Below are 23,678 nucleotides of genomic sequence, written 5' to 3' on the forward strand. Positions count from 1 at the left end.
TGAACCCTGACTAAACTGCGCTCCGATGACTACGGCGATCTCTTTCAGGGCCCGGCTGGCCCGGCTGCGGGCCGCGGCCGGCGGCGGCCTCCCGGCGGCGCAACCCTCGGCCCCGAGCACGCCGGCCGTGGTCAATCTCGTGCCCGACCCCGGCTTCCGCGGGCCGCTCGACCGGCCGTTCGAGGCCGGCGGCATCCACGTGCACGCGCACAACTCCTGCGAGAGCGGCGAGGTGCCCGGACGGCCCGGCACGCTCGGCGTGCGGGTCGAGGGCGTCGGACGCAACAACGACACGTTCATCGCGCCCGGCGGTCACGACGCGCCCGGCGCGATGCGGCTCGGCATGCGGGCCGGCGCCACCTACACCGCTAGCGTCTCGGTCTTCCTGCCCGCGCCGCTGACCGGCGCGCTGCACCCCCGGGCGCTGCGGCTGGTGCCGGGCTGCGTGGGAAGCCAGGGGAGCCGGCGGGTCCTGACCACCTCGCCGCCGGCCCGCAACGAGCACGGTCACCACCGGATCAGCGTGACGTTCACGGTCCCGGTCAAGGCCACCAGCGCCTGGATCAGCCTGCACAGCGGGATGGCCGGGGGCGGCGGGGCGGTGCACTGGTACGACTTCGCGCTCACCGAGACCTCCGCGCCGGTCGAGCACTTCGACGGTGCGACCGCCGCTGACGGGTTCCACACCTACGAGTGGCTGGGGGAGCCGAACGCGTCGCCGTCGCGCCGTACGCTGCGGGTCTCGGCGGGTGCGACCCCCGCGGAGATCGCCGCCGAGGCGGTCCGGCTGGCCCGCGCGGGCTCGGTCGAGGAGGCACGGCACCTGCAGCGGCACGTGGCCGGCGACCGGCTGGTGGCGGCACGGATCGCGCTGGCCGAGGGCCAGGAGGCGGCCGCGGTCAAGGCGCTGCGGCGGGTGGTCAAGGCCGGTGACCAGGACGGGTCCGCGGCGTACGAGCTGGGCCTGCTCGCCCTCGCCGGACAGCGCTGGACCGAGGCCGAGCAACTCCTGCGCGAGGCGGTGGCCAAGCAGCCGGAGTCGTGGGCGCGGGGGTACGCCCTGGCCTCGGCGTACGACCGGCTGAAACGGCCGGAGGACAGCAAACGGGTCTCGGCGGCGGCGCTGCAGCACGACAACAAGCTGCCCTTCGACGGCGCGGCCGTGCTCGAACTGGACCCCAAGAACTTCGGTGCCCGCCGTGAGCTGGGCGTCTTCCTCGCCGAGAACCTGGCGCAGATCCGCGTGCAGGCCGAGCAGCGGCTGGCGTCGCCGGTGGTCAGCACGCTCGACCAGCCGATCTTCATGTACTGGGCGCAGGGCTTCACGGCGGCGCCACCGGTCGTGCAGGCGTGCCTCGCCGCGCTCAAGGCCACCAACCCGGGCAGCCGGGTCCACGAGATCACCGACGCGAACATGCGGGCGTACGTGGACGTACCCGAGGATCTGGCCGTGAAGCTGGACCGGCGGCACCTCTCGGACGTGCTGCGGCTGTCGCTGCTGGAGAAGTTCGGCGGGGTCTGGGTCGACGCGACCTGTCACGTGACCGAGCCGCTGCGGCCCCGGGTCGACGCGGCACTGGCGAAGAGCGGGATGTTCGCCTTCAACTACACCGGCCCGTTCATCTCCAACTGGTTCCTCGCCGCCCGGCCGGACAGCCACGTCCTGCACCTGTGGCGTGCGGCGGCGCTGCTCTGGTGGGAGCGGTGCGGCGAGCCGACCGACCACTTCCTGTATCACCACATCTTCGAGATGCTGCATCACCTCGACGAGCGGTTCCGGCTGGAGTGGGACGAGGGCATGCGGCTCAACGCGAAGCCGCCGCACGCGCTGCAGGCCGTGATGCTCCAGCCCTACGACCCGGACACCTTCCAGATGATCCGGGAGGGCGCGTTCGCCCACAAACTCCAGTACAAGTACCCGGAGACGGAGCTGACCAGCGAGTCCTACCTGGCCCGGATCATCCGGAGTGACCTCCCCTGACCGTTCTGCCCTCCGGAGGTGGCCTCCGGGGCCTTCTGTGACGTGCGTCCTGGCACTACGGTTGCACGAAGGGTGACCGGACGGGGACGGAGGATCGCGGCGTGCCCGAACCGGGGATCGCGGGGGCCGAGCAGCAGCTGGTCAAGCTGATGAAGGAGTGCCTCGTGCTGGTCTCCGGGCGGCTTGTCGGAAGCGGCTTCCTCGTCGCTCCCGGAACGGTCGCCACCTGCGCTCACGTGGCCGGCGCGCCCGGTGACGAGGTACGGGTCGCGTGGCGCGGCGAGACGAGGACCGGGATCGTGCGGGCGGCCTCGCCGCTGGGCGAGAGCAAGCTCGTGCCCTATCCGGACATGGCGCTCGTCGAGGTGTCCTCGCTCCCCGGGCATCCGGTGGTGTGGCTCGACGACCAGCTGCCGGCCATGTCGGACCGGCTGGCCGTCTTCGGTCACGGGCGGACCTTCACCCCGGCGGCCGAGCCGAAGTCGGGCTGGTTCACCGCGGGCGGCGAGGACGGCGGTCTGATCCGGCTGACCGGCGACGAGGTGTCTCACGGGATGTCCGGCGGCCCGGTGCTCAACATGGAGACCGGCGGCGTGTGCGCGATCACCAAGGCCACGGCGTACGACGACCCGGGTCTGCCCGCCGGAGGGGTGGCGGTGCCGGTGCGCGCCCTGCGGCAGTTCCTGGAACCGGGGCCGTACCGGGCGATGCGCCGCGGTCAGGAGACCTACCACCGCTGCAACCGCCGCTGGACCGGGCTGGCGCACGCGCTTCCCCGGTGTGGCGGGCCGGTCGGGCGGCGGGCCGAGGCCGAGTTGCGCGCGATCCTCGCCCAGCTGCCCGAGACCGGCCACGAGCAGCATCTGCGGATGTTCCGGGCGGTCGCCGGCGATCTGCCCGACCCGCCACGGCACCCGCTGCACGACCACGGTGACGTGGTTACCGAACTCGCTGGGCTGATGGCCGCGGACGACGGGTTTCCGCACGTGGTCGCGTACGCAATCGAGGTTTCCCGGACCGCGGAGCCGAAGCTGCTCGCCGAGCTGTTGCGGCAGTGGGCCCGGCTCACCCCGCGTCACACCCGTGACCAGGACGAGGTGGTGCGGCGGCTCGCCGCCGAGCGCACCACACCGGCGCCGGCGCAGTCCCGGATCCCGTCGCTGGTGGTGTGCGTACGCTCCGCCGGGCAGGACCAGAAGCGGTTCCACTGTGAACTCTGGCGGTACAACGGACCGGAGGACGTGACGCCGATCGAGGTCGAGGACCCGGATCGCTCGATCGAGGAGCTGCGCCCGCACCTGACCCGGCGGATCCCGGAGCTGGTCGCCGGTGAGCCCGGCCTGATGATCGAGCTTGTCCTGCCGGCCGACCTGTTCGCGGAGACCGAGCACGTGCTGGCCGCGACCGGGCGACGGTCGTACGCGCTCCTCGGCGAGACCAACCCGGTGGTGGTCCGCGACCAGGAGCGCTTCGACGAGCCCGCCGAACTGGGCGCGGAGTGGCGGCAGCGGTGGGACGCGCTGGCCGGCCGGGACATGGGCTCCGCGCTGACCAGGGTGAGCTGCCTGGAACAGCGCGGGCCCCGCGCACTGCACGCCTGGTTCCAGCTGGACCGGTCGCGGGCCGCGCTGGTGCTGCCCCGGCCGTTGCAGGCGCCGATCACGCGGACCGTCATGGAGGTCGGGCTCTTCTGCGGAGTGCCGATCATGATCTGGCGGCGCAACGGCTGTGACGGCGAGCCGGAGAAGTCCCATCAGGACTGCCGAGGCAGCCGGCTCGCGCGGGCTGTCGCCGAGGAACTCGCCGGGGCCGGCCGGGACGACGTCCCGGAACGGATCCTGCGGATGCGCCAGGGTGCCGCCGCCGAGGAGGAGACCGAGGGCGAGCCCTCGTGCGGGCACGACGTCGTACTGCTCTGGGACGATCCGGGCCGGCGCGTGCCGCGTCACCGGATGCTGTCCCCGATGGGGGAGGGGCATGCACGCGGATGACTTTCTGATCTACCGGGGCACCGGTGAGGCCGACCAGAAGGACGACCCGATCCGGCGGCTGCCACCACCACCGCCGTGGCGGGAGTTCGACGGCGAGCCGGTGACGCCGCTGGATCGGGACGCGCCGGTCGGTCAGCGCCTGCAGTACCGGACCAGGGCCGTGCCGTACCAGGCCGACCCGGGCACCGTCACGCTGGTCAACATCGCTCTGCACCTGCGCCGGCCGCTGCTGGTCACCGGCGATCCCGGCACCGGCAAGACCACCCTGGCGTACGCGGTCGCGCACGAGCTGCGGCTCGGCCGGGTGCTGCGCTGGCCGATCACGAGCCGGTCCACCTCGGCCTCCGGCCTCTACCACTACGACGCGGTGGCCCGGATCGAGGAGGCGAACGTCCGCGGCGACGGCCAGAGCGAGGACGGGTACGGCGACATCGGCCGCTTCGTCCGGCTCGGCCCGCTCGGTACCGCGTTCGCGCCGTACGACACCCCGCGTGTGCTGCTCATCGACGAGATCGACAAGGGTGACATCGATCTGCCGAACGAGTTGCTCGACATCTTCGAGGAGGGCGAGTACCGGATCCCGGAGCTGCAGCGGATCGCGGACCGCAAGCCCGAGGTCGAGGTGCGCCCGGCCGACGACGGCTCACCGGTGCTGATCAGCGACGGGCACGTACGCTGCCGCGAGTTCCCGTTCATCGTGATGACCAGCAACGGCGAGCGTGAGTTCCCGCCCGCCTTCCTGCGCCGGTGCGTGCAGCTGGCCCTGCCCGAGCCGGACAAGCGCCGGACCCAGGCGATCGTCCGGGCACAGCTCGGCGACGACGCGGCCGCCGAGGCGGACGACGTGATCGGCGACTTCCTGCTCCGGCGCGAACAGGGCCAGCTCGCGATCGACCAGCTGCTCAACCTGGTCTACCTGCTGCAGGTGGCGGGCGGCGACCGGAGCCTGGACCGGGACGAGCTGATCGACGTGGTCCTGCGGAACCTGAACGGGCCGCCGGGATGACCACCCCGATCGAGCGCCTGCTCGCCGTCCTGGAGGCCTCCGGCGTCCGGCTGACCCCGGCCGAGGTGGCCGAGGCGATCTGGCTCGCGATGCGGGTGGACGTGAGCGGCGCGGTACCCGGGCCGGACCCGCCGCCCGCCGACCCGGACTCGCCGCCCGGCGCCGATCCCGGCCAGGTGGATGTGCGACTGCCGCAGCCCGTGGCGGACGAGCCGGTGCCGCAGCCGCCCGAACCGCCGCCGGAACCCTCGCCGGGTCTCCCGCCGGAGCCGTCGCGGGAGACCGCACCGCTCGGTCTGGACCCGGTGCCGGGCTGGCCGTTGCTGCTGCGCAGCGCGGCGGCGCTCCCGGACAGCGGCCGGGTGCTGCGCGCGTTGCGGCCGCTCAAGCGCAGCTCGCGTACGGGTCACCGGGTCACGATCGATGAGCACGCCACGGCACGCCAGATCGCCGAGCGTCGCGTGTGGACGCCGGTGTGGCGCCCGGAGGCGAACCGCTGGCTCCACCTGACCCTGGTGCTGGACCAGAGCTCGGTCGGCGGCGTCTGGACCCGGCTCGGGCACGAGGTCCGGATCGTGATGGAACGGCTCGGCGCGTTCCGGACCCTGCGGATGGTCACCCTGGGCCTGCGCGCGGACGGCACCCTCGACGGAACCCTGACCGGGGTGGCCGACCGCACCGACGACCACCTGCTGCTGGTGCTCAGCGACTGTGTGAGCGGCCCCTGGCACACCGGCGAGATGGCCCGGCTCCTCGGGCACTGGGCACGCCGGGCACCGGTGGCGATCCTGCAGCCACTGCCGGAGCGGCTCTGGTCCCGGACCGGTATCGGCCCCGTACCGGGCCGGCTCTCCTCGCCCCGGCCGGGCGCGCCCGCCGGCGAGTACACCTTCTTCTCCACCCGCCGCCGCGGCCTCCCCGCCGGTGCCGTGCCGGTGCCGGTCCTGGAGATCGAGCCGCGCTGGCTGCGGCCCTGGGCGAACCTGGTCGCCGGCCGGGCGGTCGGCGGCATCGACGCGGTGGTCATGCCGGTCGCGGCGGACGCTCAGGTCAGCGCGGTGCCGGAGCCGTCCCCGTCCGGGGAGCACCCGCCGGTCGACACCCGCCGCGAGGCCGAGCGGCAGGTCACCCGCTTCCGCGGCAGTGCCACCCCGCCCGCCTACCGGCTCGCCCGGTACCTGTCCGCGGCGGTTCCGCTCAACGTCGCGGTGATCCGCGTGGTGCAGGCCGTGATGGTGCCCGAGTCCGGCCCCTCGCACCTGGCCGAGGTGCTCTACAGCGGACTGCTGGAGCCGGTGCCGATGGGTGCCGGCGCCGCCGACGAGCAGCACTTCGAGTTCCGGCGCGGCGTGCGCGAGGTCCTGCTCGGCACGCTGGAGCATGCCGAGGCGGGCAAGGTGCTCGGCGAGGTCTCCAGCTATGTCGAACAGCACCTGGAACGGGCCGGCGCGTCGTTCACCGCCGTCGTCTCCGCGCCGGTGGGCAGCCTGAACTTCCCGGCACTGCGGCAGCCGTTCGCCCGGGTCCGCTCCGACGTGCTGCGCCGGCTGGCCGGTGACCTGGAACCCGCGGACGAGGTGACGGCCACCGTGCGCCGGGCCGCCTCACCCGGGCACGGCGGCCGTCTGGCGATCCTGCACCTGACCGGGCCGGTGCGCTCCACCAGCGAGATCGTGGCGCGGTGCCGCCGCGACGGCGTCGCACCGGATCTCGTGGTGGCGTCCGGCATCGTCCAGCGGGCCACCCGGACCGAGTACGACACCGCCTCCTCACAGCTGGAGGAGTTGCGCGCCGAGCTGGACCTGCCGACCGGCCGGGTGATCGCCGTGCCGGGGACGGCGGACGTCAACTTCGCGCTCTGCGAGGCGCACTTCCTCTCCCGTGCCGCCGAGGGAGCCGAGCCGATCCCGCCGTACTGGCGCAAGTGGGAGCCGTTCGCCGCGTTCACCGAGCGGCTGCCCGGACCGACCGCGTTCACCGAGCACGACCCGTGGCAGCTGCTGCCGGTGCCGGAACTGCGGACGGTGGTCGCCTCTCTCAACTCCACCATGGCGGTCAGCCACCTGGACTCCTACGGCGAGCTCGGTGACGAGCAACCGCGCTGGTTCGCCGACCGGCTGCGCGACTACGAGCGGCGTGGCTGGCTGCGGGTGGGCGTGCTCCACCACGATCCGGCGGGACTGCGGGACGCCGCGGTGTTCGGCCTGACGCTGGCGCCGTGCCTGGACGTGGTGCTGCACGCCGAGGGCACCGGGGTGCGCGAGATCGCGTTCAGCGGCGTGCCGGCGGTCGGTGCCGCGAGCGGCGGGGAGAACCATGTGGTGGACCTGCGGCCGGGCACGCTGCGGCTTCTCCCCGGCGAGCATGAGTACGCGTACGGCGATCACTGGTGGCCGTCGGAGGTGGCCGAGGCCGTCCCCGAGGCGGTGAGCACCACCGAGCCGGCCGGTGAGACACCGGCCGACCTGGTGGGACGGGCGGCGCAGGCCTACCGGGCGCGGACACCCGGCGCTTCGATCGAGGTGCATCCGTGGCCGGGTGCCGCGCCGGGCGGCCGGACGGCGGGCTATCTGCTGGTCACGCCGGAGGGGCAGCCGTACCGGATCGGGGTCGTCGACGGCGCGCCGACCGCGGAGGTCGTGCGCCGCTTCCGGGACGACGTGCGCGCCGAGGTGCCGGGCTGGGACGCCACGCTGGTCTGCCGCAGCCGGCCGTCCGCCCGCTTGGAGCAGTGGGCGGTGACGCAGGGGGTGCGGGTCGCGGGCTTTGCGGACTTCCAGCTCGGCAGCGACCTGGTCCAGAACGCGGAGCTGCAGGCGGCGGCCCTCGAGGACGACGCCGAGTACCCGGCCGGCGGCTACGTGCCGCAGCCGTTCGAGGTGTTCGATCCGGCGACCAGCGGCTGGACCCCGGACTCGTCCGGGCCGGAGACCGGGGTGCTCGGCCGGCTCCGCGAGTGGATGGCCGCGCCGGACGGCCGGATGATCGCGGTCGCCGGCGCGTCCGGTACCGGCAAGACCTATCTGCTGCGCGAGCTGGCACGCCGGCTGCACGCCGACCGCGATCCGGTCCTGCCGATCCTGGTGGACCTGCGGGACCGCGACTGGCGGGTCGGGCTCGACGAGCTCGTGGCTATCCACCTGTCCCGGGGCGGATTGCGGGAGGTGGACCTGGAACGCGGGCGGTACCTGCTGCGTGAGGGCCGGGTCGCGCTGCTCTGCGACGGGCTGGACGACCTGGCCACGTGGACCGCGCACGACCGGTTGCGGGACTGGGTGGCCGGTTGGGAGGCGGGCGTCCGGGTGGGGCCGGGGCGGGCCAAGGTGGTGCTGGTGAGCCGGGATGTCGAGTTGCTCACCGAGGCGCTGACGCCGTACGCCTCCGTGGTCACCACCCACTGGGTGCGCCTGACCGGTCTGGGGCCGGACGGCATCCTCGACTTCCTGACCCGGCGGCTGGGTGACGCCGGCCTGGCCCGGTCCCGCCTGGAGTTGCTCGGCCGGGTCGGCGGTCTGCTGGGGATGGCGAGCAACCCGCGGATGCTGGCGTTCATCGCCGGCATCGACGAGGCGCTGCTGCGCTCGGCGGCCTCGGGCGGCGGTACGACGACGGTGGCCCGGCTCTACCTCCAGCTGATCACCGAATGGCTGGAGCACGCCCGGGGATTCGGCGCCGCCACGGCCGACGATCTGGCGCGGGCGGTCACCTATCTGGCCCGGCGGCTCTGGGAGTCCGGAAAACCGGCACTCGGCGCGGACGAGCTGGGCGCCGCAGCGGACGTCCTCACCCGGCTGGCCGGTCCGGGCATGCCGGGCCGCCGGGAGACCGCGCGCCTGCTCGGCGCCGGCACCCTGCTGGTCCGCGACCATCAGTACCGCTACCAGTTCGTCGATCACTCCGTCCTGGAGTGGCTGGTGGCGCAGGACATCGCCGCCAACCTGGAGGCGGGCCAGCCGGTCGGCCGGCTGCGGGATCTGCTGCACCGGCGGCTGACACCGCTGATGGTGGAGTTCCTGTGCGACCTGGCCGGTGACCGCATCGCCCGCAAGTGGGCGGCGGCGGCGCTGGCCGATCCGAACCTCTCCGGCGAGGTGGAGACGGCCGCGCACCAGGTCCTGGACCACCTCGGTCCCGGGCACTAGGTCACCAGAGCGGTTCGCCGCCGGACGCCCAGCTCAGGTTCGGAAGGTACTGGTCGAGTTCACCGGGCTCGAACCGGCACATGCCGATGGCGTACCAGTACTCGCCGCTGGGCGGGCCCTCCAGCACGTACTGCTCCTTCAGCAGGACCGCCGAGCCACCCGCCTCCAGCGGCACCAGCAGGCCGCCCGGTCTGTTGTGCACGGCGTCCCAGATCCGGATCGCCCGGTCGCCGCCGGTGCCGGCCAGGTGACGGCCGTCGGGTGACCAGCTCAGCGAGTGGATCCAGCCCGAATGACCGGTGAGCTTGACGGCGAGCCGGCCGCTCTCGACCGCCCAGATCCGGATCACGCCGTCGGATCCGGCGCTGGCCAGCCGCGTGCCGTCGGGTGCGAACGCCAGCGCGTGCACCGCGCCGCCGTGCCCGTCGAGCACCCGCGCCGGATCACGGCTGGTCGTGTTCCGGATCCGGATCGTCCCGTCCTCGTCGGCGCTGGCCAGATGGCGGCCGTCCGGGGAGAACGCGACCGCCAGAACCTTGTTGGCGTGCTGCATCCAGATCTGCCGCCGGCCCTGCCCGAGCGGCCAGATCCGCACGGTGCCGTCGTCGCCGCCGCTGGCCAGATGGCTCCCGTCCGGGAGGAACGCGACGGTGGTGACCGTGCCGTGCTGGCTCGTGAAGGTCTTCGCCACCTCGGCCCGTTCCACGTTCCAGATGTGGATCATGTCGTCGGCGCCGCCGCTGGCGAGGTGCTGCCCGTCCGGGGCGAAGCTGAGCGCGCGAACCGCGTCGATGTGCCCGGCCAGCGGCGGTTCGAGCAGCGTGTCGGTGGTGAGATCCCACATCCGGATCGTGCCGTCGGATCCACCGGCGGCGAGGATTTTGGCGTCGGGGGAGACGGCGACCGCGGCGACGGCCGATCCGCTGCCACCCGGCCGGCTCAGCACGCGCGGCTGGTCGCCGGCCGTGGCGCTCCAGATCCGGACCGAACCGTCGTCCGACCCGACCGCCATCCACGGTTCCGTCTCCAGCGGAGAGAAACAGAGCGCCCGCGAGTCGGCGGCGCCGCCGCGCAGGGTGCGTGTCTGCTTGCCGTCGTTGGCGTCCCACATCCGGACCGTGCGGTCGGTCCCGGCGCTGGCCAGGGTCGGCCCGTCCGGGTAGTAGGCGATCGAGTGCACGATGCCGGCGTGCCCGGTCAGCGTGTGCACCTCGTGACCGCTCTCGCTGTCCCAGATCCGGACCGTGCCGTCGTCACCGGCGCTGGCCAGCCGCCGCCCGTCGGCGGAGAACGACAGGGTCCGGATCCAGCCGCGGTGCCCGGCCATGGTCGCGGTGACCGTACCCTTGGCCGGGTCCCACAGATGGATCTGACGGTCGTCGCCCGCGCTGGCCAGGCGATCCCCGGACGGCGCGTACGCGATCGCGTGAATGGTCCCGGTGTGCCGGATCAGCGTCTGCTCGGGCCGCCCGTTCGCGGTGTCCCAGACGAGCACCTTCTCGTCGTCGCCGGCGCTGGCCAGCCGCTGCCCGTCCGGCCGGTACGCCAGGCTCCGGACGCCGCCGTCGTGGCCGGTCAGCGTGTGTGCGATGCGGCCGGTCGCGGTGTTCCAGATGCGGATCTTCTCGTCGTCGCCGGCGCCCGCCAGGAAGCCGCCGTCCGGGCTGAACGCGACACTGCGGATGCGCCCGTCGTGCCCGGTCAGCTTCCGGACCGTCCGGCCGCTCGCGATGTCCCAGATCCGGACTGTGTCGTCGTCACCACCGCTGGCCAGGAACCGGCCGTCGGTGGTGAAGGCGACACCGCGCACCGGCGCGGTGTGCCCGGGCAGCACCCGCAGCGGGAACCCGCTCGCCGCGTCCCAGATCCGGACCACGCCGTCCTCGCCGCCGCCGGCCAGCAGGCGTACCGCGGAGGAGACCGCGACGGCGTTGACCACCGCGGAGGAGGCGATCTGCGGCTCGGCGACGACGGTGCCGGGCAGGGCCGCGCCGAGCGTGTCGGCCGAGCGCAGCTCGTCGGCGTCGGTGCCGACCGCCGACACCATCGCGGCGCGGCGCAGCCGGGTCCGGGTGAGGTTCGCGCCGGTCAGGTCGGTGCCGAGCAGTTTCGCCCCGGTCAGGTCGGCCGCGGTGAGATCGGCCTCGCGCAGTGACGCCTGGTCCATCCGGGACCACGCCAGGTTCGCCTCGGTGAGGTTGGCCTCGCGCAGGTCGGCGCGCATCAGCTTGGCGTTGGCGAGATCGGCGCCGCTGAGGTCGGCGCGTACCAGGTTCTGATCGGAGAAGTCGTTGCCGCGCAGCCGCTGGCCGCGCATGTCGAGCCGGTTGCTGAACGGCACGCCCAGGTGCATGAGGATCGCCCGGGCGTTGCGGGCGACCCCGCTGCCGGCCGGCTGATCCGCCATGACGCGTTCCGCCCAGCCGCGGATGAAGTCGTGACCGGCCAGGTCGCAGAGGAAGTCGATCATCAGGGGCAGCATCGACTTGCCGACCAGACCGGGTGAGGCGGCGCTGCCCGCGGTGAGCCGCCGGGCGATGTCCCGGGCGATCAGCCACTCGCGTACCGAGTGGTGCACGAAGGTGAACCGGCCGTCCGCGGACCGGACCAGCAGCGTGCTGGAGCCGAGCAGGTGTGCGCTCTCCTCCGGCTCCAGCGCGTTCTCGCCGGTGACCGTGAGCTGGGAGAGGGTGGCCGCGGCGGTACCGAGGTCCCTGCGGCTCAGGCTGTCGTCCGGCGAGTCCCACAGCCGCTTGGCGAGCAGCGTGACCGCCTCCATCAGCTCCAGCGCGGTGGGCGCCAGCGGGCTCAGCCGCTGCAGCCGGTCGCTCTCGTAGTTCAGCCAGCGCTCGATGACCTGCCGGTACAGCTCGGCGGCGGTGATCGGTTCGCGGGTGTCGCCGGGCGCCGCGAGCGGTTCCTCGTCCAGCTCCAGGTCGGTGATGAAGCTCAGCATCCGGGGGTTGCGGGAGAGCCCGAGCAGGTCCTTGACCTCGCGGAGGAACTCCAGGCGCTCCTCCGCCCGGCCCGGGTCGCGCAGCTGGTGGGTGAGGAACGCGAGGATCTGCTCGTCGTCGAAGTCCGCGAGCCGGACCAGCCGGCGGCCCGCGCCGAACTGCGCCCCCAGCGCCGCCTGCACGTCGTCGTCGGTGAGGAAGTGCTGGTCCCGGCTGGTGAGGATGACCTTCGCCCGGTCGGCGGCGGCCTGCACGATGGTGTCCAGGTGGTTGGTGGCCCGGTCGTAGCTCACCCGGGTGGCCAGCTCGTCGAAGCCGTCGAACAGCAGCGCGACGCGGCCCTCGCGCCGCAGGTATCGCAGCTCCTCGAGGTCGAAGTTCTGCTTGCCCCGCCGGGAGAGCTGGACCGCGATGAGCTCGTCCAGCTTGTACGCCTTCTCGAACTCGCGCAGGTCGATCAGCACCGGCACCGCCCGGGAGCCCTCGCGGTGCATCTTGCGGGCCAGTTCGTGCAGCAGGAACGTCTTGCCGTGCCCGAACGTGCCGAGCACCACGACCAGACGGCCCTCCGGGGAGTCGACCCAGTCGCCGAGCCAGCCGAGCAGGTCGGGGGAGGGCGGCGCGTCGGACGCGACCTTCGGGCCGGGGAGGAACTCGGTGTAGCGCTGGGGCACGTACGAGTCGGAGGGATAGACCGGATCGCCGGCCAACCAGGCGGCCTGCCGCTCGGCGAACCGGCCGAAGTCGGCGCCGAGCTGGAAGTCGTCGAACGCGATCAACGTGATTCGGTGCGCGGCGGCGGCCTCGGTCACGTCCGGATCGGCGGCCTCGCCTGAGTACACCAGCGTCGCCGTGCGTGCGGCGCCGCGGAACCGGGCGCGCACCCCGGCGAACCACTCGACGTCCGGCACGGCCGGTGCGCCGGCGCAGAGCCCGACCGGGTGCTGCTCGGCGGGGCCGCGGTCGCCACCCGCCCGGGCCGGTGAGATCCGCAGGTAGCCGACGCGCCCCGAGCCTGGTCGCGGCACGAGCGTGACCTCGGCGTCGGGGTTGCGCAGCAGGCACACCTCGGACACCTGGGCGGACAGCCGACCCAGCTCGGTCTGCAGCTCCGCGGGGGCGGCGGGCGCGCTCGCCCGGCGAGGCAGCGGGTGGGGCAGCGCGATCGCCTCGCCGCCGGCCGGGTGGGGTCCGGCGGGAAGCGCGCGTACGCGTACATGATCGGGGTGTGCCTCGATGAGCTGCCAGGCCGCACTGCCCCCGATGATCGGCGCCCCGTCGCCGGCCAGCCGTGAGATGGCTGGCTCGTCGGGCTGGCCGTGCACCACGAGATCGAGATGGGCGGAGAGCGCCTCGGCGAAGCGGTCCGCGTCGGTGAGGCGCGCCACGCCGACGTCCCGGCCGTCCGGCCGGTGGTGCATCACCCCGATCCGCAGCCACTCCCGGCGTTCCCCGGCACTCAGCCGCCCGGCGAACCACTCGATCTGCTCCGGGCCGAGCAGCCCGTGGTCGTTCTGCGGCATGTGGGTCAGCGCCATCGTGGAGTTGAACCCGGCGACGACCACCCGCAGGCCGGGGACCTCGGTGAGCGACCAGGGCTCGTCCTTGGGCAGCTCGGCGCCGTGGAACCGGCTGAGCATCGTGGAGAACGGCTGCCACTTCTCCCAGTAGGGCGGCGCCGGTTCGCGCTCGTCGCCCTGGCACTCCAGGAAGTAGGCCTGGCACTTGAGCCGGTTGACGTCGCTGCTGCCGGGGACCAGCACGATGCGCTCGTGGTCCAGGTCCAGGCCGTCGCGCAGCGCGCTCAGCAGCTCGTGCGCGATCCCGTATTCGGCGGGGGTCGCCCGTTCGGCGAGATTGCCGGTGATCACTACAAGATCGGGATTGCGCGAGCCCTCGAGTTGATCGAGAAGGCCTCGGATCGTGTCGCTCGCCGACCTGTTCTCGGCGCGTGAGATGCGAGCCGTGGCCAGGAAATCCCGGCAGTGCAGAATCATGATCGGCGGGGGCGCGTTAACCGGCTTTCCTCCCACTCGCGGAAGCCTTTCCCGAACGTTTTCAGCGGTGCGGTGCGACACGCGGTCCGCGTCCGGGAGCGCGGTCAGATGACCATGCGCGGTGCCGAGCTTACCAATTGTCGATGATCCATTAGGTTTGGCATCCCTTAGTTGGGTGAAAATACTTTTTGTCCAAAATGTACGGGCTGCCGGGCAAGTGATGCGAGGGATATGCTTCGGCGCAGCACTTCCTATGGACGGCCGTGCGATCTTGACGGGCGTCGCACGCGCATTTTCCAGGGGGAATCGAACGGTGAGACTTCGACCGCGCCAGGAAATGTTGTCGGTGTGGAAATCGATATCCAAATGGAGTGGCTCACCAGAGTCTTTTCGATGGGAAGACCGCGCGGGACGCAACTCCATCAGCGACGCTGAGCTGCTTCTCTGTCTCCTCCAGCCCCCACAGCGACTGGCCGAGATCTCGTACGACAATCCGGACAAGACCGAGCCCGACGTCCGCGCCGCGCTCGACCGGTTCGGCAGCCCGGTCGAGATTCCGCAGAGCATCATCAAGCTCATCGCGGCCTATCTGGAGCGTTACACCGACGCGGAGTCCGGCGAGCCCGTCTTCGCCGCCGGTCGCTACGTGTCCACGGCCCCGGAGAACCAGATCATCGCCTTCCCCGAGCAGCACGCGCTCGAGGTGGTGGACTCCTACGCGACCTCCGTCGTGTTCAGCCTCGCCGTGATCCGCTTCCTGCGGGGTTACCGTCCGCGTGCCCGGTCGGACCGGGAGAACGAGAGCATCGACGCGGTCGAGACCGGCATCCGGAAACGACTGACCGCGGCGATGGCCGCGCTGCTGCGCAGCTTCACGATCAGCGTGTTCCGCAGCGACAGCCGCCAGGGCCGGGCGCTGTGCGAGACGGTCAGCCCGGGTGAGAGCTACTCCTCGGCGCTCGTCGGCCGGATCCGCGCGAGGCTCGACGAGGTGATGGCGGGTCTCTCCGAGCTGGAGCCGGACGACGACCAGGTGGAGAAACTCCGGGCCGACCCGCAGCTGCTGTTCGAGTGCGGCTGGTCCTGGGGCGTCGTCCGGGACTCACAGCCGGTCTCGGCTGGCGAGACGAAGTTCGACCAGACCGGCTACGCCGAACCCGCTCCGTACCTCTACTTCACCGTGGTGGCGGTCGACGGCATCCGCGACCTGTTCTCCCGTGACGCTCGTCTGCAGGGTCTTCTCGACACCGAGCAGCAGACCCTGGCTCGGCGGCTCAACCTGCAGCTGGACGTGGCGCAGAACTACTGGTCGACGATCGCGACGTTCAACCCGGATCGCTGGCCGGTCGCCAACCTCCCTTGGCGTACCACGGACGAGGAGGAGACCGACTACTACAGCCTTCTCGTGCTCTCCCTGGTGCGGCAGGCCCTCGGCGAGGAGCGCGCTCCCGACGCCGACCTGGGCCGGATCGCGGATCTCCTGGAGGACCTCGCCGACCGCGGCCGGATCCGGCGCCGCCCGCTCAGCGGGGACCCGGCGCTCGCGCTGCACCAGCCCGGCACCTGGATCAGGCTGGTCGGCGCCGAGACCGTCACGCCCGGTGCGCCCGAGGTCGGCTGGCGTCTCGGTGAGCTGGCCACGCTCCTGCTCGGCCGGTCACTGGCGCTCGCCAGGCAGGTGAACGACCACAAGATCCGGGCACAGCTGCTCAACCTGAGTGACGCCGTCTGGCGGCACCTCGACGATCGCCGGATCCGCGGCGGGCGGGCCGACGGGCTCTGGGACGACCCGAGCCAGGTCTTCCCCAGCCTCGATCCACGCGACGAGCCGAGTTGGTACTTCACGACCCGGGTCGTGCAGTGCATGGGTACGGCCGCCGACCTCATCCAGGGTGCGCCGCCGCCCGGCGCGTCACTGTCCGAGATCGCCGCCGAGCTCCTCATCGAGGCCGACGACGTCTTCGACGAGGAGCAGTTGCGGGGATCCGGCCAGGGCGGACCGGCCCTGCGCGACAGCGTGCGGCGGCAGGAGAGCAACCTGCAGCGTGCCCGCGAGTTGCGCAAGACCCGTCCCGGCACGGCATACGCACTCACCCTCGAGGTCCTGCGGGAGCTGGACAAGCTCGCTGCGGCCCGGCAGCCCGAGCTTGGAGAGTAGGGGTGCTGGTCTTCGCGGCGTCCGACAAAGGCGGCACCGGGAGGTCGGTCACGAGCTGCAATCTGGTCTATCGGCGAGCCCTCACCGGTGCCGACGTGTGCTATCTCGACTTCGATTTCGGCTCGCCCACGGCCGGCTCGATCTTTCAGATCGCCGACGCGGCCCGCGGTGTCGCGTCCGGCGGCCTGCACTCCTACCTCATGGAGAACGAACAGAAGCCGGTCTACGAGCAGCCGCGGCGCATCGACGTGTGGAGCACCTCGGCGCGGGCCAGCCTGCGGCACCGCCCGGCGGGCGCCGGCCAGCTGGTGCTCTTTCCCGGTGACCGGGACGGTGGTGAGTTCCGTCCGCACAAGGAGGCGTTGCGCCGCTGCATCCGGCTGCTCCTCGAGCTGGACGAGGAGTTCGACATGTGCTTGATCGACTTGAGCGCCGGCCGGTCGTACGCGACACAGCTCGTGCTGCAGGCGACAGCCGACGACGCGTTGCGCGGTGTGATCTCCCGCTGGCTCGTCTTCCACCGCTGGACCCGGCAGCACATCCCGGCGGCCTCCGGCCTGGTCTTCGGCCGGGACGGCATCCTCGACACCGGCGAGCAGGCCGGTCACAACAAGAAGGAGCTGGCCAAGTCGGTCAAGTTCGTGCGGACCGCGGTGGTCGACCCGAACTCGGCCGAGCTGCGAGGGCTGCGCGCCGCGCAGGTCGCCTGGCTGCGTGACTGCGACCAGGACCTGCGAAAGCTCGCCGGAGATCAGCAGGTCGGCCTCCGGGCGCTGCTCGGCTCGGTTCCGCTGGATCCGGTGCTGCAGTGGCGTGAGCAGTTGCTCTCCGACGATGACGTCGTCGCCCGCGACATCGCCAACCTCAAGACGGTCTCGGCGTTCGACGAATTGGCTCGCAATCTGGTCGACGACAAGCTTTGGGCTCTCGAATGACAGCTAACGCCAGGTTTTCTGAATCGACTGCCGACAGCCCAGTGCAGGAGACGTCGCTGGCGCATCTCTCGGTCGAGGTGGGGCACTTCTACGCCCCGGACCTCGAACAGGGACCGGAATTCTTCGTCAAGCATTTCCGGAAGATCGGCCGATGGGCGGACGCGGCCCGCTCGAGCTGGCGGGAGGACCTGCCCGGTAAGACTCCGCGAATCAGCACGTGCGTGCTGATCGACGATTACTTCGGGAAGCTGGACTCGCCCAAGAAACTCATTCCGAAACTGCTTCGCGCCGCCGACGAAGCCGGTCTGACGATCGATTACCTGGCCCGTGAGTCGGGCTGCGCCGAGGCGGCGGCGCCGATCGAGGCGGAGCTGTCGGAGCCGGTGGCGAAACTAGCCGGCCACCTTTCGCCGGCCGAGCTGGTGCTGGCCCGGCTGGTGGACGATCCGCCGCCGGACACCACCGGCGCCCGGCCCCCGGTGCAGCAGACGGGGTGGCTCTGCAACGGGCAGCGCTCGCCCTCCACGGACGATCATGAGGCGATGAAGCCGCAGGCGCCGTGGTCGCCCCCGGCCGAGAACGCCGCGGTGAACCATTCGATCTTCGCCGACATCGAGTTGTGGCGTGACCAGGGCGGTAAACGGAAGTGGTCCTGCGCGATGCTGGCTGCCGTCTGGCAGTTGCTGCGTCTCGGCGTCCTGCGGGACAACGGCACTCCCGTGGCGCTTCCCCAGCCGATCCTGGCCGACCTGCCGGACGAGTGGCGGTTCCTGCCGGCGGTGGTGCAGGTCAGTGAGTCGCCGTGGCCGTTCAACGCCTACCGAACGATGACCGTGTGCTCGCCCATCTTCCTGCCGGTCGAGAACGCGGTGCGGACCATCCTGCAGCAGGTCGCGGTCGATCCGATCGTGCTCGAAAAGATCAACATGCGCGGCGCCAAGGAGGCGATCGACCTGCACCCAGCAGTGGTCGATCGCATCGAGTATCTGTTCGTCGACACAGGGCCGGTGCAGGGTGCTGCTCCTGGGTGACGTGCAGACCGCGATTCTGCGGCACTCCGGTGGCGTGTCCCGTCAGCTGACGGAGGACGCGCTCTCCCTGCTGCCCGGCGAGCAGGTCCGGGTCTCCGAGCGCCCGATCGGCCACGCGATCAGCCCGAACAAGCTGGTCGGAGTTGACTGCCGCATCGAGGGGCGCAAACGCCGTGTGCGCGGAGTGGGCACCCTGACCGGCCGGGTCCGTCTCACCGGCGGGCGGGTCTTGCAGGGTTCGGCCCGTGCCCGGATCGAGCCGGGGACCGTGAGCTATAGGCACGCGTGGGCGCACTATCTGGCCCGCCCGGGCGTGGTGGAGACGATCGGCCGCAACGATCCCAGGGATCTCGCGGAGGCGCACCTGGCCGCGGGCCGGCAGAGTTCGACCATGGGACTGGGTGCGTTCGCCGGCCGGCTGCTCAGCGACGTGCAGCGCTCATCGGTGATCGACGCGCATCTGCCGATGAAGGCCGGCCGGACGACTCTGCGCTGGGCCGCGTTGGTCGACAAGGACTTCGAGGGGTACGACGTCGGGTTCACCCTCCGCGGGGACGGCACCCGGACGGTGTTGCTGATGCTCGGCCCGCAGCCGGTCGACGACATCGTCGATCTCTGTGAGGACCTGGCTCTGCACGACTGGCTTCTCACGGCTCTCGTGACTGTTATTGATCAGAGCCAGATCGGCGTCGAGGAGCCGGCGCAGGCGGTCAAGCGCCTGCGGCCGGCCGTGGATCACCTGTTGCACCTCTGGATGCCGGCCGCGCGTCTCGGTGCGCTCGGGCGATCGGTATGGGCCGATCTGGAGAGCCACCGCGGGCTCTCCCGGCAGTGGGAGGCATCGGTGCAACGAATTCGTGATCAGATGGCGATGGCGGCGGCGCTCTCCAATGGGCGGGTCGAGGAGCAGCAACTTTTCCCGTGATGGCGGGTTTACTTAAGGCAACCTGGGTAAGCGCAAAAAGTACACCGTTCGGGGCAATCTGACCTTGGTTCGCCACGCCCCGGCGGATCTGTCGTTCAAGATCAATAAATCGGATCTCGGGCCGCATGAGCTGCGAGATTTCGATCCACGGCTTTGCCGAAGGGCATAGCGTGCCGGAACGGTAAGGGTAGGCTGTTTTGAAGGCCGCCACCCATGGCGTAAGGTCGTGCCTCGGCTTTCGGGGAATCAGCCGTACAGGCATTCGATCTACGTCATGACTTCAGGCCCCACAAAGGCCGCGCTCTGCGTTTCGGCGTAGAAACGGTAGGTAGCGGTGTTAGAGACCGGAGGTGCCGTGACGGTACGGCGATCCGCGCTGGCGGTGGGGGCCGAGACGGCTGGCTCACCGGTCCACAATGGGGTCGTGCCGTCCCGAGGCGGTCCGGAAGTGGTCATGCTGCGCGACGGCGACGAGCTCGAGGAGGCCGCCCACCTGTTGTGGCGGGTGTGGGAGGCCGGAAGCGACGCCGAACGCGGCGAGGTGATCAGCACCAGCATGCTGCGGACGCTGGCCTACTCCGGCAACTACGTGGCCGGTGCCTATGTCGACGGACAGCTGGCCGGCTGCACGGTGGGCGTCTTCGGACGGCTGAACGGGCAGTACTGCCTGCATTCGCACATCACCGGCGTCACCGAGCTCGGCCGCGACCGGGGCACCGGCTTCGCCCTCAAGCGCCACCAGCGGCAGTGGGCTCTTGACAACGATTTGGACACTGTTACGTGGACGTTCGATCCACTGGTGTCCCGTAACGGGTACTTCAATCTGTGCAAACTCGGCGCTACGGTCGTTGATTACGTGCCCGACTATTACGGCCGGATGGACGACGGTGCCAACACCAATGACCGCACCGATCGGCTCCTGGTCGAGTGGCCCCTCAAGGCGGAGTGGGTCGCGAAGGTGATGGCCGGCGATTCGGGGTTGCGCAGGCACGTCACTGTCGTGCCCGAATCCCAGCTGATCGCGGTACCGGAGGACATCAGGATGGTTCGAGCAACGGAGCCCGAGCAGGCCGAGAGCGCGCGCTACGCGACTCGTGACCGTTTCCAGTCACTCCTTCAGCAGGACTACCAGGTCGTGGGGATGACCAAGGATCATGCCTACGTCCTGCTCCCCGCCGGCATGATCGCGACGTACGAGTCGTGAGGGTCGCGTCGATCGAGCTCAGGGTGGTTCGACTGCCCCTGGTGACGCCGTTCCGGACGTCCTTCATGACCGAATACCACCGGGATGCCTTGTTGGTGTGTGTGCGCACGCCGGAGGGTGTCGAGGGCTGGGGCGAGTGCGTCGCCATGCGCGAGCCGTTCTTCTCCTCCGACTACCTCAGCGCCGCCGCCGACGTGATCCAGCGCTTCCTGGTCCCGCTGCTCGAAACCATGGACGACGTGACCGCCGAGGCGGCCAGTGCGGTCTTCACCGCGGTCAAGGGTCATCCGATGGCCAAGGCGGCTCTCGAGACCGCGATCCTGGACGCCCAGCTGCGCAGTGCGTCTTCGCCGGTGTCGCTGGCGACCTACCTCGGCGCCACGCACGCGACGGTGCGGGCCGGGGTGTCGGTCGGGATCATGGACTCGATCCCGGAGCTTCTGGAGGCCGTCAGCGGCTATCTCGAAGCGGGTTATCAGCGCATCAAGCTCAAGATCGAGCCGGGCTGGGACCTGACGCCGGTGGCCGAGGTCCGCAAGCGCTTCGGTGGCGACGTGCCGTTGCAGGTGGACGCGAACGGCGCGTACACGTGGGCGCAGGCCGACGATCTGGTCAAGCTCGACGACCACGGCCTGCTCATGATCGAGCAGCCGTTTGCGTACGACGATCTGTGGAGCCACGTGCGCCTGGGCCGCCGGCTCGCCACCACCCCGATCTGCCTCGACGAGTCGGTCGCCTCACCCAACGAGGTGCTCACCGCCGTCGAGATGAAGGCGGCCCGGATCATCAACATCAAGCCGGGGCGTGTCGGTGGCTACCTGCGCGCCAAGCAGATCAGCGAGCTCTGCGCCGAACACGACGTCCAGGTCTGGGTCGGCGGCATGCTCGAGACCGGCATCGGCCGCGCGGCGAACCTGGCGCTGGCCGCCCTCCCCAACTTCAAGCTGGTGGGCGACCTCTCCGCGTCCGAGCGCTTCTTCAAGGAAGACATCACCGACCCGGTCGTCATGAACCATGGCCTGATCAAGGTCCCGGACGGTCCCGGCATCGGCGTGGCGCCGTACAAGGACGTCCTGGACGAGGCGGCCGAGAAGGCCCCGCCGATCGTCATCCCGTTCGTGCGCCGCTCACCCGACCAGGTGCAGAGCCTCCTCGAGGCGGCCTGGATGGGCCCGGACATGCCGGCCCTGGCCGGTGAGCCGGCGTCGGCTCACCGGACGGCCGTGGCCGCGCTGGCCTGAGACCCGCTCCGGGCGGGCGGCCGCCGATCAGGTGAGCATGGGAGCATGCACACGTGCGAGGACGACGCAGGGGCCTTTTCGCCGACGTCGCGGGGGTACTGACCGCGGTCGCGCGAGGCACCGCCGTTCCCGCGCATCTGCGAGGGCGGGGCTGGCAGTTGTTCGCCGTCGTCGTGGCGGTGCTGATCGAGGTGGCGGGCGCGGTCGCCCGTTTCGTGAATGTGCGCGGGCGGCGCCTTGTCGAGGGCACGGTCGCCCGGTTCGAGAACGTGCGCGGCAGGGCCCGCAAGATCGAGGTGGCGGGCCCGGCCGCCCGGTTCGAGAAGGTGCGCGGCAGGGCCCGCAAGATCGAGGTGGCGGGCCCGGCCGCCCGTTCCGAGAAGGTGCGCGGACGGCGCCTGATCGCCGGTCCCGTCGCGGTGCTGACCGGGGTGGCGCTGGGCCTCGTCGTTCCCGCACCGGCCGACGCGCCGGACACCCAGGTCACGAACCAGGACTTCGGCCTGGGCGGCCCGACCCAGGTGGCGGACCCGGTCGGCATGCCGATCCGCATCGCGGTCTCGTGGTGGGCGGTCGAGCACGACGAGCCGGTCGCGGGCCAGGAGCCGGTGCTGAACTGGGCGGCCTACGACAAGACCATCAACGACGCGCACGCCGCCGGGATGAAGATCCTGCTGCTGATGACGTATTCGCCGCCGTGGGCCAGCGGCGACCACGGCTCCAAGGACGGTCTGGACCACTGGTTCCCGACGCCTGAGTGGACCGACGAGTGGGTGGATTTCGTCGGTAAGGTGGCCGACCGCTACGCCGGCAAGGTCGAGGCGTTCGAGATCTGGAACGAGCCGAACCACGCCGAGTTCGGCAACTACGGCTCCGGCTCCGACGGCGAGCGGCTCCAGACGTACTGGGAGCTGGTCCGCAAGAGCAAGGCCAGGATCCTGGACAGCGGTTGCCCCACCTGTCTGGTGGTGGCCGGCGGGTCCGCGGCCGGCACCCGCCCGGAGAACCAGCCGAAGGTGCCACGCTCCGAGCCGAACCCCAACTCCCCGGCCGTGTGGCTGCAGTGGGCGTACGACCACGGCTACGGCGACTCGTTCGACGCGGTGGCGCATCACCCGTACCCGAACTGGACCATCAACCAGGGCCCGTCCCAGAGGAGCTGCGGCCGCCCCGACCGTTCCCAGTTCGGGCCGCCGTACCAGGAGGGCAAGCCCTATCAGCAGCAGTGCGGTCAGCTCGCCGCCCTGCGCGCGGTCCTGGTCGACCACGGCCACGGTCACAAGAAGATCTGGGGCACCGAGTGGGGTTACCCCACCGAGTCCTTCAGCAACGAACACCCCTCACTCGACGCGATCCGCGACTTCGACGCCGAGGGCATCCACATGTGGCGCGAGCTGGACTACGTCGGCCCGCTCTTCCTCTACCAGTTCCAGGACCTGCCCTGCGCGGCCGGCAACCGCGACCCCGAGTGCCACTACGGCATCGTGACCCAGGACGGCACCCCGAAAGAGCCGCGCTACTCCGAGCTGCTCAAAAAGGTCAACGACGAGATGCCCTCGTCCCTGGCCTCCGGCGAAACCCTCCGACGCTGGTCAGCCCTGCGCTCCCCGAACCGCCGCTTCACCCTCTGGCTACAGGGCGACGGCAACCTGGTCCTCTACGACTCCTGGACCAGCAAGACCCTGTGGGGCATAAACAAACAAAACGGCCGCCGCCTCGTGAGCCACTCCAACGGCAACCTGGTCCTCTACCGCGGCAACGACCCCAAACACCTGATCACCGTCTGGCAGTCAGGCACCTCCGGAGTCGGCCCTACCACCCTCCACCTGCAGAACGACGGCAACCTGGTCCTCTACAGCAACACCACCAACACCCCCATCTGGTCCACCAATACCTTCATCCAGAACTAACGCCGAGCAGTACTGATCTGTGTTGGGCGGGCCGTTGCTCGCCCCAGGAACGCCGGACGTGCGACACTCGCACCGCATTGACTACCCACGGTGCCGCTGGTAAGTACTCACTGTGCCGCATAGGGGGATAGGTCGCCGGAAGCGCGCCCGGTCCTTGATCATTTTCGGCCTCCTCGCGTGTTTTCTATGCGTTTGCGGCG

The 23,678-nt window shown here is 71.0% G+C and carries 12 protein-coding genes; 11 read left to right on the forward strand and 1 reads right to left on the reverse strand.

Annotated features, from left to right (window positions below; translation table 11 throughout):
- Positions 1 to 25: 25 nt before the first annotated feature.
- The 4 genes from AB0M02_RS03310 (at position 26) to AB0M02_RS03325 (ending at position 9,120) form a co-directional block, all read left to right on the forward strand.
- Positions 26 to 1,981, forward strand: coding sequence for a capsular polysaccharide synthesis protein (locus tag AB0M02_RS03310; protein ID WP_364220657.1), 1,956 nt, complete (start codon positions 26 to 28; stop codon positions 1,979 to 1,981).
- A gap of 101 nt (positions 1,982 to 2,082) precedes the next feature.
- Complete coding sequence (locus AB0M02_RS03315; RefSeq protein WP_364220660.1) at positions 2,083 to 3,972, forward strand: trypsin-like peptidase domain-containing protein; 1,890 nt, start codon at positions 2,083 to 2,085, stop codon at positions 3,970 to 3,972.
- A complete protein-coding gene (locus AB0M02_RS03320; protein ID WP_364220663.1) occupies positions 3,959 to 4,978 on the forward strand; it encodes a MoxR family ATPase in 1,020 nt (339 codons plus the stop codon). The genes AB0M02_RS03315 and AB0M02_RS03320 overlap by 14 nt, the downstream gene beginning before the upstream one ends.
- Positions 4,975 to 9,120 carry an SAV_2336 N-terminal domain-related protein gene (locus tag AB0M02_RS03325; RefSeq protein ID WP_364220666.1) on the forward strand — a complete coding sequence of 1,382 codons (4,146 nt, stop codon included), beginning with the start codon at positions 4,975 to 4,977 and terminating at the stop codon, positions 9,118 to 9,120. Before AB0M02_RS03320 ends, AB0M02_RS03325 begins: the two co-directional genes overlap by 4 nt.
- A gap of 1 nt (position 9,121) precedes the next feature.
- Here AB0M02_RS03325 and AB0M02_RS03330 read toward each other — a convergent pair whose 3' ends face one another.
- Positions 9,122 to 14,074 carry a pentapeptide repeat-containing protein gene (locus AB0M02_RS03330; protein WP_364220668.1) on the reverse strand — a complete coding sequence of 1,651 codons (4,953 nt, stop codon included), beginning with the start codon at positions 14,072 to 14,074 and terminating at the stop codon, positions 9,122 to 9,124.
- Positions 14,075 to 14,327: 253 nt separating this feature from the next.
- Here AB0M02_RS03330 and AB0M02_RS03335 point away from each other — a divergent pair, with 253 nt between their 5' ends.
- The 7 genes from AB0M02_RS03335 (at position 14,328) to AB0M02_RS03365 (ending at position 23,478) form a co-directional block, all read left to right on the forward strand.
- Positions 14,328 to 16,232: an SCO2524 family protein gene (locus tag AB0M02_RS03335; protein ID WP_364220671.1), complete on the forward strand. Its 1,905-nt coding sequence runs from the start codon at positions 14,328 to 14,330 to the stop codon at positions 16,230 to 16,232.
- A gap of 2 nt (positions 16,233 to 16,234) precedes the next feature.
- Positions 16,235 to 17,167 (forward strand): SCO2523 family variant P-loop protein, encoded by a 933-nt coding sequence (locus AB0M02_RS03340; protein WP_364220674.1) that lies wholly within the window; start codon positions 16,235 to 16,237, stop codon positions 17,165 to 17,167.
- Positions 17,152 to 18,198 carry an SCO2522 family protein gene (locus AB0M02_RS03345; protein ID WP_364220677.1) on the forward strand — a complete coding sequence of 349 codons (1,047 nt, stop codon included), beginning with the start codon at positions 17,152 to 17,154 and terminating at the stop codon, positions 18,196 to 18,198. The genes AB0M02_RS03340 and AB0M02_RS03345 overlap by 16 nt, the downstream gene beginning before the upstream one ends.
- Positions 18,182 to 19,123 (forward strand): SCO2521 family protein, encoded by a 942-nt coding sequence (locus AB0M02_RS03350; protein ID WP_364220680.1) that lies wholly within the window; start codon positions 18,182 to 18,184, stop codon positions 19,121 to 19,123. The genes AB0M02_RS03345 and AB0M02_RS03350 overlap by 17 nt, the downstream gene beginning before the upstream one ends.
- Positions 19,124 to 19,547: 424 nt before the next feature.
- A complete protein-coding gene (locus AB0M02_RS03355) occupies positions 19,548 to 20,327 on the forward strand; it encodes a GNAT family N-acetyltransferase (protein WP_364220683.1) in 780 nt (259 codons plus the stop codon).
- Between the two features lie 23 nt (positions 20,328 to 20,350).
- Entirely contained in the window at positions 20,351 to 21,568 is a 1,218-nt protein-coding gene (gene menC / locus AB0M02_RS03360; RefSeq protein WP_364220686.1) for an o-succinylbenzoate synthase, read from the forward strand.
- A gap of 53 nt (positions 21,569 to 21,621) precedes the next feature.
- Positions 21,622 to 23,478: a hypothetical protein gene (locus tag AB0M02_RS03365; RefSeq protein ID WP_364220689.1), complete on the forward strand. Its 1,857-nt coding sequence runs from the start codon at positions 21,622 to 21,624 to the stop codon at positions 23,476 to 23,478.
- The last annotated feature ends 200 nt before the right edge of the window (positions 23,479 to 23,678 follow it).

It is taken from the genome of Actinoplanes sp. NPDC051861, from assembly GCF_040681145.1.
Taxonomy (GTDB): domain Bacteria; phylum Actinomycetota; class Actinomycetes; order Mycobacteriales; family Micromonosporaceae; genus Actinoplanes.